Raw genomic sequence first — 16,974 nt, 5'->3', positions numbered from 1 at the left:
GGGCGGCGACCGGATCGCCGGCAGAAGCGGTGAAATGCTAAGGTCCCGGCCCGTCAGGACCCGGCCGAGGAGCGCATCATGATCACACCTGCGATCCCATCGAAGCTGCCGTCGACCGGCGTCAGCATCTTCACGGTGATGACGCGGCTCGCGAACGAGCACGGCGCCATCAACCTGTCGCAGGGCTTCCCGGATTTCGACTGCGCGCCGGAGCTGGTGGAGGCCGTCGCCCGCCACATGCGCGCCGGCCACAACCAGTATGCCCCCATGCCTGGCGTGCTGGCCCTGCGCGAGGCGCTGGCGATGAAGATCGAGCGGCTCTACGGCCGCCGCTACGATCCGGCGACCGAGATCACGATCACCTCGGGCGCCACCGAGGGCATCTTCAGTACGATCACGGCCTTCGTCCGCCCCGGGGACGAGGTCATCCTGTTCCAGCCCTGCTATGACTCGTACGCGCCGGCCGTGCTGCTGAACGGCGGAACGCCCGTGTTCGTCACGCTCCGCTTCCCAGACTACCGCGTCGACTGGGACGAGGTGCGGCGCGCGATCACCCCGCGCACGCGGCTCCTGCTCATCAACTCGCCGCACAACCCGACCGGAACGGTGCTGTCGGCCGACGACATGCGCGAGCTCGCCCGCGTCGTGGACGGGCGGGACGTCCTCGTCGTCGGCGACGAGGTCTACGAGCACATCCTCTTCGACGGCCGCCGGCACGAGAGCCTCGCGCGGTATCCGGAGCTCTCGGATCGCTCCGTCGTCATCAGCTCCTTCGGCAAGACGTACCACACGACCGGCTGGAAGGTGGGCTATTGCGCGGCGCCGCAGGCGCTCTCGGCCGAGATCCAGCGGGTGCACCAGTTCGTGACGTTCGCGGTGAACGGCGCCATCCAGCACGCGTATGCCGAGGTCGTGACGCGCGATCCGCTCGCCGCCGATCTCGCGCCCTTCTACCAGGCAAAGCGCGACCGGTTCCTGAAGCTCATCGAGGGCTCGCGGCTGCGCCCCCTGCCGTGCGAGGGCACGTATTTCCAGCTCGTTGACTATTCCGAGATCACGACCGAGCGAGACGCCGACTTCGCGCTGCGCCTGATACGCGAGCACGGCGTCGCCGCGATCCCGATCTCCCCGTTCCTGTCCGGCGTGGAGCCCGGGCCCGTCCTGCGGTTCTGCTTCGCCAAGCGGGACGAGACGCTCGAGCGCGCGGCGGAGCGGCTGCGCCGGGTCTGAGGGCCCGCCGCGGCGGGCCCGCGTGGCGCCTGCGCGCGTCAGCCGAGCAGCTGCCGGATCCGATCGAGCAGATCCGGAAAGCCGATCCCCTTCGAGAGCACCGCGTCCGGCGGGGGCGCGTCGCCGAGGGCGTCGTCGCCGCTGCCGCTGATCAGCACCGCCTTCGCGCGCGGCAGGCGCGCCCGCAGCGCCGCCACGAGATCGGTGCCGTGGCCGTCGCCGAGGTTCTGGTCGAGCAGCGCGAGGTCGTACCGCGCGCCCTCCGCCGCGATCTTCCGCCCGGCCTCGGCGAACGAGCCGGCTTCCTCCACCTGGAAGCCCTCGTCCTCCAGGAGCGTCGCGAGCACGAACCGGGACGACGCGTCGTCGTCGACGAGGAGCACGGTCACGCTCACGCCGGCCTCCTCCGCCCGCGCGGCCGGCGCGGTCGCGGCCAGGCAGGGCGCAGCGCACGCCGCCGCCCGGCGCCATGTCCCGCGGCCCTCAGCACGTCCCCGGGTCGCTCCTGGCGCGCGCGATCGTGTGCATCAGCTCGCGCACCTCGAACGGTTTGTGGAGGCAGGCATACCCGCCCTGGCTCGTGAACGCGTGGATCATCTCCGGCGTCGCGTGGCCGGTCATCGCGATCACCGTGATCCCGAGGCTCAGCCGCCGGATCTGCTCGTGGGTCCTCACGCCGTCCAGGGAGGGCATCCGGAGGTCGAGCACGCAGACGTCGACCCCCGCGTCCCGCGCGCGCTGGATGGCCGTGTACCCGTCGTACGCGGCCTCCGCGCGCAGCCCGGCCGCCGTGAGCCCCGCCACGATCGACTCCGCGACCGCGGGGAGATCGTCCACGACGAGCACGCCGCGCGACGAGAGGGCCCGCGCGATGATCCGCATGAGGTGCTCCATCGAGAAGGGCTTGTAGATGACCGCGTAGACGCCCTCGCCGATGCCCTGCTCGATGAGCTGCTCGCGCGCGAAGCCCGTCATCAGCACCACCGTGAGCTCCGGCTGGAGCCGCTTGATCTCCCGGAACGTCGCGACGCCGTCGAGGCCGGGCATCCTCACGTCGCTCAGCACGAGCGCGAAGCGCCGCTGCCGCACGAGCTCGAGCGCGTGCGCCCCGTCCCGCGCCTCGACGACCTCGTACCCCTCGAGCTCGAGGTTCGCGGCGAGCGTGGCGCGCATCCCCTCCTCGTCGTCCACCACGAGCACCGGTCCGGTCCCTTGCATCGACGGCCGTCTCCCTCCGCTGTCACGCGGGCTGCACGGAGGAGTGTACCTCCGGCGCCGCGGCGCGCGGTAACCGGATGGTGAACGTCGTCCCCGCGCCGGGCGCGCTCTCCACCGCGATCGTGCCGCCGTGCAGGCGGACGATCCCCGCGGTGATGGCGAGCCCGAGGCCCGTCCCCTTCAGCTTCGTGCTGAAGAGCGGCTCGAAGATCTTCGCGAGGTGCTCCTCCTCGATCCCCTCCCCGTTGTCGGCCACAACGAGGCTCACGGCCTGATCGCACACACGTCCAACCACGCGCACCCACCCCTCGCGTTCGGCCGGGATCGCCTCGGCCGCGTTCTGGATCAGGTTCACGAGCACCTGCCGGAACTGGTCCTTGTCGAGGCTCGGCACCGGCAGCGCCGCCGGCACGAGGTTCTCCAGGCGCACGTGCGCGGGCGGCGTGACGACCGACATGGCGTCGTCCACCAGGGGCGCGAGCGGGCAGGCGGTGCGGCGGAGCCTGCGCTCACGCGCGAAGTCCAGGAGATCGCCGATGATCCGGTTGCACGAGAGCAGCTCCTTCTCCATCAGGGCGAGGAGCTGGGCGACGCGCGGCTCCGCGCCGACCTCGGTCCCGGCGAGGCGCTTCTTGAGGTAGTGCGTCGCGTTCCGGATGGCGCCGAGCGGGTTGCGGAGCTCGTGCCCGACGCTCGCCGCGAGCTGCCCTATCGCCGCGAGCCGCTCGACGCGCACGCTCGACGCCTGGGCCTCGCGCAGGCTCTCGGCCATGTGGCGGAGCGCCGCGCCCATGCGCCCGAACTCGTGCTTTCCCAGGTCGGGCAGCGGGTAATCGAGGTCGCCTCCGGCGATGCGCCGCGAGCACTCCGCGAGCGCGCCGAACCCGCGCGCCATCGAGCGCAGGAGCCCGCCGAGCAGCACGACGAGGAGCACGAGCGCCGCCGTCATCAGGGCGATGCTCGCGATCCTGATCCTGGCGCCTGCGCGGCCCGCCTCCTCCGCGTTCCGCGCGACGTCGCGCCGCGCGTCGGCGATGGCCGCGTCGATCTGGGGCACGAACCCCTCCTCGTACTCGGCCTCGGGGCGCTCCACGAACCTCCGGTAGGCCGCCGGATCCCCGGCGCTCGCCATGCGGGACACGTGGTCGACGCCCCCGGCGATCGCCGCGAAGCTCGCGCGCATCCGGCGCAGGCGCTCGTCGCCCTCCTGCGCCTCGCGCAGCGCCTCGGAGGCGCGCTCGCCCTCGATCAGCGCCCGCTCCAGCGGCGCCCACGCCCGCTCCAGCGGCTCCCGCGCCCGCTCCAGCGGCTCCCGCGCCCGCTCGATCGCCTCCGCCGCGGACAGGTCCCGCGCGACGAGCCCGGCCAGGTGGTGGAGCTCCTCGGTGTCGCCGCCGCCGAGGGAGATCTCCGCGGCTTCCCGCATGTAGCGGCCGGCGTGGTTGGCGAGCGTGACATGGCGGGTGAGATCCTCGTACGACAGCTCGGCGCGCCGCTGGAGCCGCGTCATGCTGGCAGACGTGACGTGGAGCGCGCCGGTCGCGAGCAGCACGACGGCCGCGGCGACGGCGAAGATCAGCGAGAGGGCGGCCCGGATGCTCATCGCGGCGCCTCGGCCGCGCGCGCCGTCACAGCCGCTCCTCGGCGCGCGCGCCGGGCGGCTCGGGCGCCAGAGCGAGGGGCAGCTCGATGCAGGCCAGCGTGCCCGAGGGCGCGCCGCGGCCGAGGGTGAGCGTCCCGAAATAGCGGCGCGCCACGCGCCCGGCGATGTTGAGCCCGAGGCCGAGGCGGCCCGGCTTGGTGGTGTAGAACGGGCGCGTGATCGCCTCCCGCTCCGCCTCGGGCACGCCCGTCCCCGCGTCGCCGACCTCGATGCGGTAGCGCGCGCCGGCCACGCTCCCGCGCAGCGTGACCACCCCGCCCCCGGGCATCGACTCCGCCGCGTTCTCGACGAGGCACCGGACGGCCAGGGCGAGCTCGGCCGGATCGAGCTCGACAACGCCCTCCGCCGCGTCGATGTCGACGCGGATCCCCGGCTCGGCGATGCGCGCGCAGGCCGCCGCCGTGAGGACGCACTCGCGGGCGCTCGCGCTCACCGGCCGCCGCCTGAGGCTCGGGTTCGCGTCGACGGCGCCGTCGACGAGCGCGCTCGCCGCGATCGCCTCCTCGTCGATGACGTCGAGGAACTGCTCCACCCGCGGGTCGTCCCGAAAGGCCTGCTCCCGGGCGACCTTGCGCCGGATGAAGAACGCCGCATTGCGGATCGTCCCGAAGCAATTGCGCAGATCGTGGCGCAGCGTGGCCACGATCTCCTCGGCCGTCGCGGTCTGCTCCACCGCGCCGAGCGGATCTCGGCTCGTCATCGTGGGGGATGGCCTCCTCGGGTGCCGCGTTCGCCGCCGCGGTCGATCACTTGAGGGTCCGGGCCGGGAGCCCAGCGTCTCCGACCCGCACCGTGTCCAGGTAGCTCGACGCCGCGCGGGAGGACGGGGGCGGGTACGAGCTCACCCGCTCGCGCTGCGAGGACGCCGGCGCGTCCTGGACCTCCCGCGGCCTGAGCGACGGCGTGGCCCTCCTCGTCTTCGAGGCGGGCGCGGCGGCCTCGCGCGCCGAGGAGGCGCCCGCGCCGGCGTCCGCGGACCGCCGCGCGCGGGCGAGGCGCGCGAGCTCCAGGACGATCCGGGTGACCCGGGCGGGCTCGAACGGCTTGAGGATGACGTAGTGGCGGCCCGCCTCGCCGGAGCGGATGTACTCCTCGTCTCCGGTGATCAGCAGGCAGCTCGTGTAGAACGGCAGGCCGGCGACCCGCTTGAGGAGCTCGTCTCCGTTCATCCCGGGCATCTTGTAGTCGGAGCAGACCACGTGGAACTGGCCTGTCTGCAGCAGCTCGAGCGCCCGGTGGGCGGACGTGCAGGTCTCGACATCGACGTCGTCGTCGAGGATGGCCGCGATGCTGTCCAGCATCCTCCGCTCGTCGTCGACGACGAGCACGCGCAGCCGCTCCTGGGCATACAGGCTCACGATTCTCCTCTTGTGTGCTCGTGCAGTGATCGGGAAGCAGCCCGGGCGAGCGGCGGCAGGACGCCTCGCGTCATGTCGCGCGCGCTCGGCCCGCGCGCTCCAGGCTGTGCGGTGGCGCCGCACGACACCCATGCTCTCGTGTCGATGCGTTCCAGCCCGGAGCAGCGGCGCAGCAGATTAGGAATCTACACTACTCACCGTACCCCGGCAAAGAGATTCCTGAACGATTCCTGAGCGGTTCTCCCGCTCGCCGTCGCGGGGCTTCATCGGGCGTCATCGCGGGTCTTCGTGTGTCTTCGCGCGTCTTCGTGCTTCCAGGTCACCGTGTTGAAACATTCGATTCACACGAACGATAAGCGCGTCGGCAGTCCGCCGCGCGAGACGCGCGTGGATTGCACATCTGCAAGGGGCGGGGAGATCTCGACGCGAAAAGGCGCCATGAGCTGCGACTCTGTGCGAGAGGCATCCATTACAGAGTTGCAATCAGCGCAGGTGTGCGCTCGGCGCCGCCCGCCGGCGGGCGGGCGGGCGCCCGGCGCGCGGCCTTCCCTGAGGAGCCGGGCCGCCTCCCGTCTCCTCATCATCTGCATCTGCACCGGCGGAGACGGACGCGCGCCGCGGGGCGCCGAGGACGGCTGCGCCCCTCGGCCGTCCTCAGCGCCGCGCGGCGCCCGACGACCGTGGAGTGACCGCCGCGATCCCGTCTGGTAAGATGTGCGTGTCCATGCCACCGGCCATCGACAAGCGCGCTTTGCTAGCGGCCCTGAAGGACCAGCTCGCCCGTGAGCTCGAGCGCTCCACCGAGCGGGCGCGCGACGCCGCGAGCGCCGTGACGCACGAGGAGAACCGCGCCGAAGGCGACAAGGACATGCGCGCCACCGAGGCGTCCTACGTGGCGCGAGGTCACAGCGAGCGCGTGCTCCAGATCGAGCAGGCGCTCGCCAGGCTGGGCGCCGTCACGGTGCGCGACTTCGGCCCTGGCGCGGGCATCGAGAGCTCGGCGCTGGTGGAGCTGGAGAGCGGAAAGCGGCGCGCGCTCTACTTCCTCCTGCCGGCCGCGGGCGGCGAGCGCATCCAGTTCCAGGGGGTCGAGCTGCAGACCCTCGCCACGACGAGCCCCCTCGGCGCGTCCCTGCTGGGCCTGTCGGAGGGCGACGAGGCCGAGGTCGCCACACCGCAGGGGACGCGCACCCACCTGATCGCCAGCGTGCGGTAAGGCCGGGCCCGATCCAGCCCGCGTTCGCCTCTCCCGGCTCCTTGCGGAGCTTGCCGGACGACCGGGCCTCCAGAAAAAGTAGCTCCTCGTCGTAGGGCTCCCCTCCCCGCCCGCGTCACAGGGATGAACGACCCGCTCGGCACGACGCGGGCGACGCAGGAGAAGAGTCCATGACGCAGTCTCGTTGGTGGAGGCTTGGTGGGATATTGCCGCTCGTCGGCGCGCTCGTCGGCGCGGCCGGTTGCACGGCGGAGACGGGGCAGGGCAACACGTCCCCGAGCGACGAGGCCGCCGAGGCGGCGCTCGCCAAGGGCCCGCCCGGGGCGGGCGGTCCCCGGGAGGGCTTCGGCGGCCATCGCGGCGGGCCGCGCGGCCCCGAGCACCTCCTGCGTGCGGCGCTCCACGAGCTCGACCTCTCCGACGCGCAGGAAGCGACGATCGAGGGCGCCCTCGAGGGGCTGCGCGACGGCGCGAAGGAGCGCCCGAAGGACGGGGCCGTCTTCGCGGCGCTCGCCGAGGGCGTGCGCGCCGGCAAGATCGATCGGGCGGCGATCGAGGCGAAGCTCCCCGACGCCGGCCGCGCGGCCGAGGAGCGCCGCGCGCGCGTCGCCGGGGCGCTGAGCACCCTGCACGCCACGCTCACGAAGGAGCAGCGCCGGCAGCTCGTCGATGGGATCGCCGCGAAGATGGACGAGCGAGCAGAGCGCGGCCCGCGCGGCGACCGCGGCGGCGAGCACCACCGCGGCCCGCGCGGCGACCGCGGCGGCATGGGCGGCCCCGGCATGCACGGCGACCACGGCGGCATGGGCGGCCCCGGCATGCGCGGCGGTCCGCTGGGCCACCTCCTCGCCGGCCTCGACCTGCGCGACGAGCAACGGGCGCAGATCGACAAGGCCCTCGAGGCCGCGCGCCCGGGCGACGCCGACCGGGTCGGGCGGAAGGAAGATCACGCGGCGAGGCGCGCCGAGATGCGCGCGCGGATCGAGACGTTCGCCGCGGATCGCTTCGACGCGAACGCGTTCCTGCCGCAGCCGCCGGCGGGCGAGAAGATGGGCCCGCGGGCGCACCTGGACCGCATGGTCGGCGCGCTGGCCGCGATCGTCCCGATCCTCGACGAGGCGCAGCGCAACGCCCTCGCCGAGCGCATCGAGAAGGGGCCGGCCGCGGGCAGGCACGGCCGCGAGCACGGCCCCGGGCCTGGCAGGCACGGCCGCGAGCACGGCCCCGGGCCCGGCATGCGCGGCCCCGGGCCCGGCGGGCCCGGCGGCGAACACGGCCCCGGGCCCGGCATGCGCGGCCCCGAGCGCCGCTGAGCGCCCGTCCCTGTAGCGCGCGCGGTGCCATGGGCGCAGAATCGCGGGGGAACGTGATCGTCGACCTCAGGCTCGTCGCAGCGCGCGTCGCCAGGGGCGATGATGCGGCCTTCCGGCAGATCGTCGAGCACACGCGCGCGCCGATGTACCGCCTGGCCGCGCGCCTGGTCGGCGACCTCGCCGAGGCCGAGGACGCCCTGCAGGAGGCGTTCGTCGACGCCTACCGCGCCCTGCGCGAGGGGCGCTACGACGGGAGATCGAAGGTGGAGACCTGGCTGTACCGCATCGTGACGAACGCGTGCCTCGACGCCCTCCGGCGCCGCCGCGACACCCCGCGCGAGGCGCGCGAGGCGTCGACCGAGCCGCGCTTCGACGGCCTCGTCTCCGCCGAGGCGCGCGTCGCGCTGCGCGAGCTCGACGCGCTGCTCGCCGCGCTCCCGCCCCAGGAGCGCGCCGCGCTCGTCCTCGTCGCCGTCGAGGGCCTGCCCGCGAAGGAGGCCGCGGCGGCGCTCGGCTGCTCCGAGGGCGCCGTCGAGCAACGCCTGGTGCGCGCCCGCGCCGCGCTCCGCGCCCGGCAGATCGAGGAGGAGGCGCCGCATGTCTGACCGCGACGACGACCGGACCGGACCCGATCGGGACCTCGCGCGCCTCGCGGCCGCGACCGCTCGCATCGACGCCGACGACCGCTTCACGGCGGCCGTGCTGCGCGCTGCGACGGCCAGCACGGCCAGCGATCCGCTCGCGCGCATCGCGGCCGCGACCGACGGCCTCGAGCCGGACGCCGGCTTCACCGACGCCATGGTCCGCGCCGCGACGGCCGCTCCTCGGCTCCTGCCCCTGCCCGCGCGGCCCGCGATCGCCGACGGCATCGTCCGCTCGGGTCGCCCTGCCCTCGTCGTCACCGCCCTCGCGGCGGCCGCGAGCATCCTCTTCTTCCTGCAGGCGCAGCGCGACGTCGACAGCGCGATCATGGCCTCCGTGGAGGCCCTCGAGGCGAGCGAATGACCGAACGCCCCGCGTCCCCGCCCGCCCTCGCCCGCTGGAAGCCGCTGGCCGTGCTCGCCGCGGTCTTCCTCTTCGGCGGCGTCGCCGGCGCGGCCATCGGCCGCGTCACGGCGCTGCGCGACCTCGAGGCCACCTTCCGGGGTCCTCCGACCGAGGCGCGCGCCCAGTTCCGCCTCAAGGCGATGCGCCGCCACCTCGACCTCACCGACCGCCAGGTGCGCGAGCTCAAGGCGACGCTCGCCGAGGCCGAGACCGAGCGGGACAGGCTCCTCTCCGAGTGCCGCCCCGCGCTCGACGCCCTCCGCGATCGCACCGACGCGCGCGTGAAGGGCGTGCTCACGCCCGAGCAGCTCACCCGCTACGAGGAGCTCGAGGCCGAGCGGCGGCGGCGCCCGGGCCCGCCGCCGTTCGGGCCGGGGCCTGGCCGCGGGCGCGGGCCGGGCGGTCGGGGCGACTGAGCGCCTGTCCGGTCAGCGCCGGCGAGGGCGCGCTGCCCCGCTACGCGAGCTCCTCTTCTTGCAGCGCGCAGTTGATCCCGAACGCCGCGGCGGCGCCCTCCGCGGCGGCCACGATGGCGAGCAGCACCTCCTTCGAGGCGTCCCCGGCGACGAAGACCCCTTCGCGGGTCGTCTCCTCGTGCTCGGCGGCCGTCTCGACGCCCCGCTCCTCCGTGACCGTGCAGCGGAGCCGCTCGGCCAGATCCGCCCCCTGCTCCTGCTTCGCCTTGAGGAAGAGCGAGCGGCGCTCCACCGCGCTGCCGTCCGCGAGCACCACGCGCTCCAGCATCCCGTCCCTGCCCTCGAGCCGGGCGACGCGCTCCTCGCGCACGCCGATCCGGTGGCGCGCGAGCCGATCGGCGTCCGATCTCGACAGGGACGCTGGCCCGTCCGTGAACAGGACAACGTCATCGCTCCACGTCTTCATGTTCACGGCGAGCGAGACCCCGGTGCTGCCCTGTCCGTAGACGCCGATCGCCTGATCGCGCGCCTCCCAACCATCGCAGTAGGGGCAGTGGTGCACGCTCTTGCCGTACATGGCGGGGAGCCCCGGGAGCTCCGGCAGCCGGTCGACGAGCCCGGTGGCGAGCAGCAGCTTGCGGCAGCGCAGGCGCTCGCCGCCTTCCAGCGTCACCTCGAAGCGCCTCGCTCCGCGGCGCACGTCGGTGACGGCCGCCTCGCGGATCTCGACGCCGTACGGCGCCAGCTGCTCGCGCGCTATCCGCCGGAGCTCGGACGGCGCGATCCCGTCGCGCGACAGGAAGCCGTGCATCTCGCGCGCCGCGTGGTTGCGGTACCGCCCCGAGTCGCACACGAGGACGCGCCTCCGGCAGCGCCCCAGGATGAGCGCCGCGCTGAGGCCGGCCGGCCCTCCGCCGACGATGATCGCGTCGTATCCCGGGGTGTCCTCTTCGCGTGTCGACATGGTCGGCGCCCGCCTCGCAACGGGCGGGCCCGCCGCCGGCGCGCACGGCGTGTCCGCGTCCTCGCCCGAGGCGGGCTCACGGGCGCAGCTCGCGGTCGCTCGCTCGAACCGCTATGGTCACCTCATGCGCTCCTGCATGAGGCTGCCTGCCGTGCTGCTCCTGGCGGTGACGCTGACGAGCGCCTGCGCCAGAGGGGACCATTCCGGATCGGCCCCGCCCGCGCAGGTCGCGGCGCTGGATCAGCGAGCGCCGGGGCCATCACCCGCGGCGCCGCTCGCCGGGCGGGCGATGCGGATCACCGTCGAGACCGCGATCCTCGTCGACGCCTTCGAGCCGGCGATGCAGCGGCTGCGGACCGCGGTCGAGGAGCACGGCGGCTACGTGAGCGAGGCCCGGGTGCACGGCGGCCCGCACCGGAGCGCGTCGCTCGAGGCGCGGGTCCCCTCGGCGAAGGTCGGCGCGTTCCGCGCCGCGGCGGCGTCGGTCGGCGAGGTGGTCGACGACGCGGAGAAGGCCGAGGACGTGACCGAGCAGCGCGCGGACATCGGCGCGCGGCTGCGGAACGCCCGCGCCCAGGAGAAGCGGCTGCTCGACCTGCTCTCCGACAGGACGGGGAGCCTCGCGGACGTTGTCGCCGTCGAGAAGCAGCTCGGGAGCGTGCGTGAGACGATCGAGCAGATCGAGGCGCAGGAGCGGTTGCTGGAGGGGCAGATCGCCTATGCGACCGTGAAGATGTCGATCACGGCGCGCGGCGAGGAGCAGACCTTGGGCGCCGGCGGCAAGATCGCCCGTGCGGCCAGCGAGGGAATTGAGAACGCGGGGGTCGTCGCCGTGAAGACCGCGGTCCTCGCCGCCTCGATCGGCCCCACGTTGCTGCTCCTGGCGGCGTTCTTCGGGGCGCTCTACTACGCCCTTCGCGCGATCCTCCGGCGGCAGCGGCGCACGACAGCCAGCTTCCGTCCACCCTTCCAGGCGGGCCCGATGCACGCTTACCCGACCGGCGCGGCGCCGGTGCAGGGTGCGCAGCCTTACCCGATCACCGCGCCGCCGGCGCAGGGCGCGCAGCCTTCCCCGGAACCGACCTCGCCGCCTCCGGCGCAGGGCCCGCGCGGCGACGGCGAGATCGACGCCGGGTGAGCCGGATAGTAGACCCGAGCAGCTCGTTCACCGCCTGCTCGGCCCCGGCGCACGAGATCCCCTGACAGCGCCAGCCGGAGCGCTCGGCGACGCGCTCGTCAGCGGCGTGCCCCGCGCCATCGCGCCCGGCCCCGCGCACGCTCCTGTCGCCACACGGCACATTGCAACGACACACAGGCCGCTCGCTGCCCTTCTGTCGAGCCTTCATGCAATGTGAGATTTCGATCATCCATCGCTCTCTGCTGGGCCTCACATGGAGCGCGATGAACGCGACACGCCACCTTGCGCTCGCCTCCACGCCGTGGACAGAGCAGGTCCTCGCTTTCAATGATTTATAAATTTTACACAAATCACCGGTTGAGCACTGGACATGATGGCTATTCATCGGTACACCCCATTCCACCTTCGACGAGGCCACGAAGGGACGAACCCGGGGGGGGACGATGGACCGGATCGGCATCGCTGGTGTCGCAGCGCTCTCGCTCGCGTCTTTGGTGGGCTGCGTCGCAGTTCAGGAAGAGGAGGAGGACTCCTTAGGAGTTGCCCCTAGCGCGCTGGAGCACAACAACGCGCTCAACCCGAATGCCCTCAACCCCAACGCGCTCAACCCGAATGCCCTCAACCCGAATGCCCTCAACCCCAACGCCCTCAACCCCGGCGCGTTGAGCCCGGCGGCCCTGAGCGCGATCCGGGATCCGGGGGCGGCGGGCGCTCTCTCACGCCAGCTCCTCAGCTATATGGTCGGCTGTGCCTTCACCTCGTTGCAGTCGTTCAGTTTCTCGTGGACCGACAGCTCGGGCACGGTGCGCAACGAGCAGTACTGGGGAATCATCGGCCTCGCGCCGGACTGGAGCACCTCGCCGCTCGGCCCTCAGAGGCAGCAGTGGGTCTCGGCGTGCCTTGCCTCGCGGACGAACTGGTACGGCGTGCCCGTGACGATCTCCTCGCGGGCCAGAGACTCGGTCATCGACAAGACCGATACCCCGGAGCTCACGACCTACACTCGACTGGAAGGTGCCTTCTGGGGCAATCTGTTCGCCCCCTCTCCTTACCTGAACGCCTGCTATGACGAGGCCAACCGTGACCATGCACGATCGCTGTCCCGGGACTGCGCCGCCGGCCACCTCGGCAGCAGCGGAGCGCCCGAGCCCTGCGGGATGATCAACATCGTCGGGTCGTGCGACAGCGTCTGCGAGCCGCTCAGGCCGCGTGGCATGTATTTCCCGAGCTGTGGCAACAATCCTACCGGCAATGCGGAGTCGGCCCCCAAGGTGATCACCGTCTTTCTTCCCTAGCTTCGGAGACGGCGAGCCCGAGCCGCGGGACCTAGAGCGACAAACGGGTTAAAACCGCGAGAAGAAGCAGGAATTTTCACAGGGAGGCGGGGAGGCGGGGAGCGAGAGACGGCAAGAGGGAGAAATTCATTCATTCTTTCTTCCTCCCCGCCTCCCCGCCTCCCTGTGAAAATTCTCCAGGCATTCTCCGGGAACAGGAGCCACGCAAACACGAAGCGGCGTCCGTCCGGATCGGACGTGTCTTTCGCCGTGTAAGCGCCTCCGAGATGCTCCGATGTACGAGGCGGCGAGCACGAAGGGCAGGTCCCGGTCGGTGGTGCGCGGGGCTGCGATGAGGGCGAGTCGGTCGTGCGTGGGAGTACCGCTGTCGGCGCGCCAGCCCGAGAGAACGAGCCAGCCCCGGCCGATTAGGTACTTCACGGGGCCAGCCTGATGGTGCACCATTTCAGCGCAGCAGAACTCCCGGACGGCCGCGGGCGGAGAGCGGTGCGCAGGGCTCAGGGGGTTGAGCGCGCTCTCCTCGGCAGCGAGCGGCCGCGCGTGAGATCGCAGATCAGGCAGGGCTCAGGGGGGACGATGGAGATCGACCGGCAGAGCGACGAGCGAATCAAGGCAGAGAACGCGCGGCTCCGGGCTCGCGTGGAGGAGCTGGAGCGAAGGCTCGGCTCGGGCGCGGCGCTGCGCGACGCGCAGCGCGAGCTCGCGGACAGCGTGCCTTACCGCGCGCTCTTCGATGCGGTGACCGTACCGCTGGTGGTCCACCGCGCGGACGGGCTCCTCGTCGCGATCAACCGGGCCGACTGCGCGCGGTGGCGCATCAGCCCCGAGCAGATCATCGGCAAGTACAACGCGCTGGAGGATCCGCAGGCGGTGAAGACGGGCCACGCCGAGGCCTTCCGCCGAGCGCTCGCCGGGGAGGTGGTCACGCTGCCCCCGGTCCCCTACGACACCGAGCCGGGCGAGCTTTACAAGGATAGGCGCCGGCTCTGGACCGAGCCGAGCTACGTTGCGTTCGAGGACGCGAGCGGGAACCGCTTCGTGGCGGTGGTGACCATCGACGTCACCGCGCGCGTGGAGTCCGAGGCGCAGAGGCGCCGGGGCGCCGCGCTGCTGGAGGCCTTCATCCAGAACGCGCCGATGCTCATGTTCGCGCGGGACAGCGAGGGCCGCCACACGCTGCTGAACCCGCCGGTCGAGGCGCTCCTCGGCAAGCCCCGCGAGGAGCTGATGGGGAAGACCCAGCACGACGTGTTCCCCGCGGAGATCGCCGACCGGTTCACGACGCAGGACCGGGCGGCGATGGCGTCGTCCGAGCCCATCACCTCCGAGGACGAGATGGAGCTGGCCGACGGGACGCACGTGTACATGAGCACCAGGTTCGCGCTCCGCGACGAGGAGGGCAGGGTCTCCGGATGCGGGGCGATCGCGGTGGACATCACCGAGCGGGTGCGGGCCGAGGCGAGGACCCGGCAGCTGCAGGAGAAGATGCTGCTCGTGCAGCAGGAGACGATACGGGCGATCTCAACGCCGCTGTTGCCCATCGCGGACGGGGTGCTGGTGGCGCCCCTGGTCGGCGAGCTGACCCGCGAGCGGGGCGCGCAGTTCACCGAGACGCTGCTGGACGGGATCTCCCGCCAGCGCGCCCGGATCACCCTCCTCGACGTGACGGGGGTGCCGCAGGCGGGGCCGGAGGTGGCGGACGCGCTGATCCGGGCGGCGCGGAGCGCGCGGCTGCTCGGGGCCGAGGTGGTGCTCACCGGGATCCGGCCGAGCGTGGCGCAGGCGCTCGTGCAGCTGGGGGCCGATCTGGGGGGGATCGTGACGCGGGGGACGCTGGAGCGCGGGGTGACCTATGCGCTCTCCGGCCGCGAGGGCGCGCGGACGCCGGCGCGAACCCGGAATGGGCGCGGCGCGCACTAGCTCACATCCCGGGGCCATCGTCGCTCTTCGCCAGCGTCGCGGCGTTGGCCTCCACCTGCTCGGGGGTGAGCGGCTCGCCGTACAGCGCGGCATACTGGATCGAGCCGCGGAGAGAGCGCCCGGCCTTCCGCGAGTTTCCGAGCACGAGATACCACGTCGGCTCCGCCCACGTGAAGACGAAGTCGGCGGGCGGCCGATCCGGGATCGCGTTCGTTTGCACGTCGCCGTTCACGTAGAGATCGACGACGCCCTCGGAGGCGTTCAGCACGAGGTGCAGGACGCAGGGCCGCTCCAGCTCCTCGAGGGGAATGAACCACTGCCCCACGAGCAGCGTCTGGGAGCTGGCGTAGATGTGGAACAGCAGCTCTCGGTTGCCCATCCCGTCGGGGTCGCCCGCGCTCAGCGAGTACTTCCCGAACTCTCCGGTATCGGTCCCGAGGTACAGGATGCGAGCCGGCACGCCCTCGACCGCCGCGTCCGTCACGCTCACCACGGTCTCGAGCGTGAGCGCCGCCTTCGAGACGAGGAGCTTGCTCGGAGGCGTGGCGGTCGAAGAAAACACGGCCTCCACGCGCGCGTTGCCGCCGAGGTTGTTCCAGCGGATGCCCCTGCGCCCCGCCTCGCCTTCCAGGTTGAGCCTCTCTCCGTCCGACACCACGTCGAGCGAGAGCCCCGGCGCTGGTCCCGAGTCGACGAGCTTGCCATCCGTGCCGTACGCGTCGAGGAAGTACCGCGCGAGCAAGCCATCATCGACAAGGCAAGTCGAGATATGGCTCCCAGGCCCATCGCAGCCCTCCGGGGGCGCCCCGCCGCAGCCGCCACCCCCTTCACAAGGCTCCACGGTGCCGCCGGCGCTGCCGCTCGTTCCGCCGGTTCCGCCTGCGCCGCCCGTGCCGGGCACGACATCCTCGTAGCTGTAAAAGACGCAGCTACCCCCGGTGAGCGCGACCAGCGGGACGATCGTCGAGAGCGCCCGGCCCATCCACGTCCAAGATACGATGCGCACCATCGGGACGATCCCTCTCTTCGGAAACCTCACCAGCGCTTGCTGAGCCCGAGCCCGCCCGGCATGGGGATCACCGACAGGCCGGTCGCCGTCGCGTCCCGCGCGTCGGGCTGCCCTGTCAGGAGGACGTACGCCGCCGTGCCGAGCCCCGCCGCGCCCGCGGCAAGGAAGCTCCAGACCGCCGCGTTCGCGAGGTCTGCCTTGGCGTGCCCCAGGTCGTTGTACGCGCGCAGGTCGAGCCCGGGGCAGCGCGCAGGGTCGGTGCAGGCCGGCTCCAGGAGGCGCTGCTGCGCGCTCGCCTTCCCGTTCGAGAGCAGCACGAACGCGACCCCGAGCCCCGTCCCCGCGGCGGTCGCGGCGAGCCCCGTGAACACGACCGCGGGGCTGCGCGGGCGCGGGCGTGCATCCGCCGCGTCGCCCGCGTCACCGCCCTCCTGGGCGCTGCCGTCGGCCGCACCCTGCCCAGGCCCCAGCGACCCGCCGCCCTCCTGGGCGCTGCCGTCGGCCGCCACCTGCCCGGGGCCGAGCGGCTGCGGCTCGCCGCCCGCGCCGCGCCCGGTCCTGTCGCTCTCGATCCGCACCTTACCGGCCGCGAGATCGACCTCGACCTTGGCCCTCATCCCCTCCTTGAGGACGATCTCCTTCGTCAGCCCGCGTCGTCCAGGCGCCCCCACGGCGAGCGTGTGGCTGCCCGGATCGCGCGCGACGGGCGTCGACGGCGGCACGTCCAGCCCGCCGAGCGCCACCTGGGCGCCCCCTGAGCCCGCGCCCGTCACGGTGATCTCCACGGTCGGGATGCGCGACAAGAGGGCCTCGAGCTCCGTCCTCGCCTCGGCCTGCGCCTGCCGGAACGCCTGCGAGGCGTCCGCCGGGAGCTGCTCGTCGACGATGACCTGGTAGACCGAGCGCGCCTCGGTCAGGCGGCCGAGCTTGTGGCAGGAGCGCGCGACCATGATCAGGAAGGTCGGCGCATGCACCGTGGCCTCGGCTCGGCGGAAGGCCTGGAGCGCGTCCCGGTACCGGCGTGCTCGGTAGGCCGTCCACCCCTGGTTGGCGTACGCGACGGCCGCTTGCCGCGCCTTCGCCGACGGGGGCGGCGCCTGCGCGGACGCCTCCGCGCCGGCGAGCGTGACAAGGAGGAACGTACCTATCACCGCCGCTCGGAAGCGCATTCTTGCTCTCTGGGGACG

At 72.8% G+C, this 16,974-nt stretch carries 17 protein-coding genes; 9 read left to right on the top strand and 8 right to left on the bottom strand.

The annotated features are described in order from the left end of the window. Positions 1-78 precede the first annotated feature (78 nt). Positions 79-1,230 (top strand): methionine aminotransferase, encoded by a 1,152-nt coding sequence (locus WME97_RS47170; protein WP_437547648.1) that lies wholly within the window; start codon positions 79-81, stop codon positions 1,228-1,230. 38 nt (positions 1,231-1,268) lie between these two features. Here the strand turns inward: WME97_RS47170 and WME97_RS47165 are convergent, their stop codons facing one another. The 5 genes from WME97_RS47165 to WME97_RS47145 all read right to left on the bottom strand — a co-directional run bounded on the left by WME97_RS47165 (position 1,269) and on the right by WME97_RS47145 (position 5,469). Next, on the bottom strand, positions 1,269-1,625 hold the full coding sequence (locus tag WME97_RS47165) for a response regulator (protein ID WP_437547647.1): 357 nt from the start codon (positions 1,623-1,625) through the stop codon (positions 1,269-1,271). Between the two features lie 88 nt (positions 1,626-1,713). After that, complete coding sequence (locus WME97_RS47160; RefSeq protein WP_437547646.1) at positions 1,714-2,448, bottom strand: response regulator; 735 nt, start codon at positions 2,446-2,448, stop codon at positions 1,714-1,716. Between the two features lie 22 nt (positions 2,449-2,470). Continuing rightward, positions 2,471-4,051: a sensor histidine kinase gene (locus WME97_RS47155; protein ID WP_437547645.1), complete on the bottom strand. Its 1,581-nt coding sequence runs from the start codon at positions 4,049-4,051 to the stop codon at positions 2,471-2,473. 25 nt (positions 4,052-4,076) lie between these two features. Then, positions 4,077-4,811: a sensor histidine kinase gene (locus tag WME97_RS47150; RefSeq protein ID WP_437547644.1), complete on the bottom strand. Its 735-nt coding sequence runs from the start codon at positions 4,809-4,811 to the stop codon at positions 4,077-4,079. A 46-nt stretch (positions 4,812-4,857) separates the two neighbouring features. Next, the gene (locus tag WME97_RS47145; RefSeq protein WP_437547643.1) at positions 4,858-5,469 is read right to left on the bottom strand and encodes a response regulator transcription factor; all 612 of its coding nucleotides are present in this window, start codon (positions 5,467-5,469) and stop codon (positions 4,858-4,860) included. 712 nt (positions 5,470-6,181) lie between these two features. Between WME97_RS47145 and WME97_RS47140 the strand changes: the two genes are divergently transcribed. From WME97_RS47140 to WME97_RS47120, 5 genes are all read left to right on the top strand, one after another. After that, positions 6,182-6,685, top strand: coding sequence for a GreA/GreB family elongation factor (locus WME97_RS47140; RefSeq protein WP_437555635.1), 504 nt, complete (start codon positions 6,182-6,184; stop codon positions 6,683-6,685). A gap of 170 nt (positions 6,686-6,855) precedes the next feature. Continuing rightward, positions 6,856-7,998, top strand: coding sequence for a Spy/CpxP family protein refolding chaperone (locus WME97_RS47135; protein ID WP_437547642.1), 1,143 nt, complete (start codon positions 6,856-6,858; stop codon positions 7,996-7,998). Positions 7,999-8,027: 29 nt separating this feature from the next. Further along, positions 8,028-8,603, top strand: a complete 576-nt coding sequence (locus tag WME97_RS47130; RefSeq protein WP_437547641.1) for an RNA polymerase sigma factor — start codon at positions 8,028-8,030, stop codon at positions 8,601-8,603. Further along, entirely contained in the window at positions 8,596-9,003 is a 408-nt protein-coding gene (locus tag WME97_RS47125; protein ID WP_437547640.1) for a hypothetical protein, read from the top strand. Before WME97_RS47130 ends, WME97_RS47125 begins: the two co-directional genes overlap by 8 nt. Continuing rightward, complete coding sequence (locus tag WME97_RS47120) at positions 9,000-9,461, top strand: hypothetical protein (protein ID WP_437547639.1); 462 nt, start codon at positions 9,000-9,002, stop codon at positions 9,459-9,461. Before WME97_RS47125 ends, WME97_RS47120 begins: the two co-directional genes overlap by 4 nt. A 40-nt stretch (positions 9,462-9,501) precedes the next feature. Here the strand turns inward: WME97_RS47120 and WME97_RS47115 are convergent, their stop codons facing one another. Further along, positions 9,502-10,425 (bottom strand): NAD(P)/FAD-dependent oxidoreductase, encoded by a 924-nt coding sequence (locus WME97_RS47115; protein WP_437547638.1) that lies wholly within the window; start codon positions 10,423-10,425, stop codon positions 9,502-9,504. A gap of 124 nt (positions 10,426-10,549) precedes the next feature. Here WME97_RS47115 and WME97_RS47110 point away from each other — a divergent pair, with 124 nt between their 5' ends. The 3 genes from WME97_RS47110 to WME97_RS47100 all read left to right on the top strand — a co-directional run bounded on the left by WME97_RS47110 (position 10,550) and on the right by WME97_RS47100 (position 14,778). Continuing rightward, entirely contained in the window at positions 10,550-11,563 is a 1,014-nt protein-coding gene (locus WME97_RS47110; protein ID WP_437547637.1) for a DUF4349 domain-containing protein, read from the top strand. Between the two features lie 443 nt (positions 11,564-12,006). Further along, a complete protein-coding gene (locus tag WME97_RS47105) occupies positions 12,007-12,858 on the top strand; it encodes a hypothetical protein (protein WP_437547636.1) in 852 nt (283 codons plus the stop codon). Between the two features lie 540 nt (positions 12,859-13,398). Continuing rightward, entirely contained in the window at positions 13,399-14,778 is a 1,380-nt protein-coding gene (locus tag WME97_RS47100) for a PAS domain-containing protein (protein WP_437547635.1), read from the top strand. Position 14,779: 1 nt separating this feature from the next. Here the strand turns inward: WME97_RS47100 and WME97_RS47095 are convergent, their stop codons facing one another. Both WME97_RS47095 and WME97_RS47090 read right to left on the bottom strand, forming a co-directional pair. Beyond that, the gene (locus WME97_RS47095) at positions 14,780-15,787 is read right to left on the bottom strand and encodes a hypothetical protein (RefSeq protein WP_437547634.1); all 1,008 of its coding nucleotides are present in this window, start codon (positions 15,785-15,787) and stop codon (positions 14,780-14,782) included. Between the two features lie 26 nt (positions 15,788-15,813). Then, positions 15,814-16,956, bottom strand: coding sequence for a tetratricopeptide repeat protein (locus WME97_RS47090; protein ID WP_437547633.1), 1,143 nt, complete (start codon positions 16,954-16,956; stop codon positions 15,814-15,816). Between the last annotated feature and the right edge of the window lie 18 nt (positions 16,957-16,974).

This window comes from Sorangium sp. So ce367 (genome assembly GCF_051520455.1).
Lineage (GTDB): Bacteria > Myxococcota_A > Polyangia > Polyangiales > Polyangiaceae > Sorangium > Sorangium cellulosum_B.
This window is presented reverse-complemented; position numbering and strand designations above follow the sequence as displayed.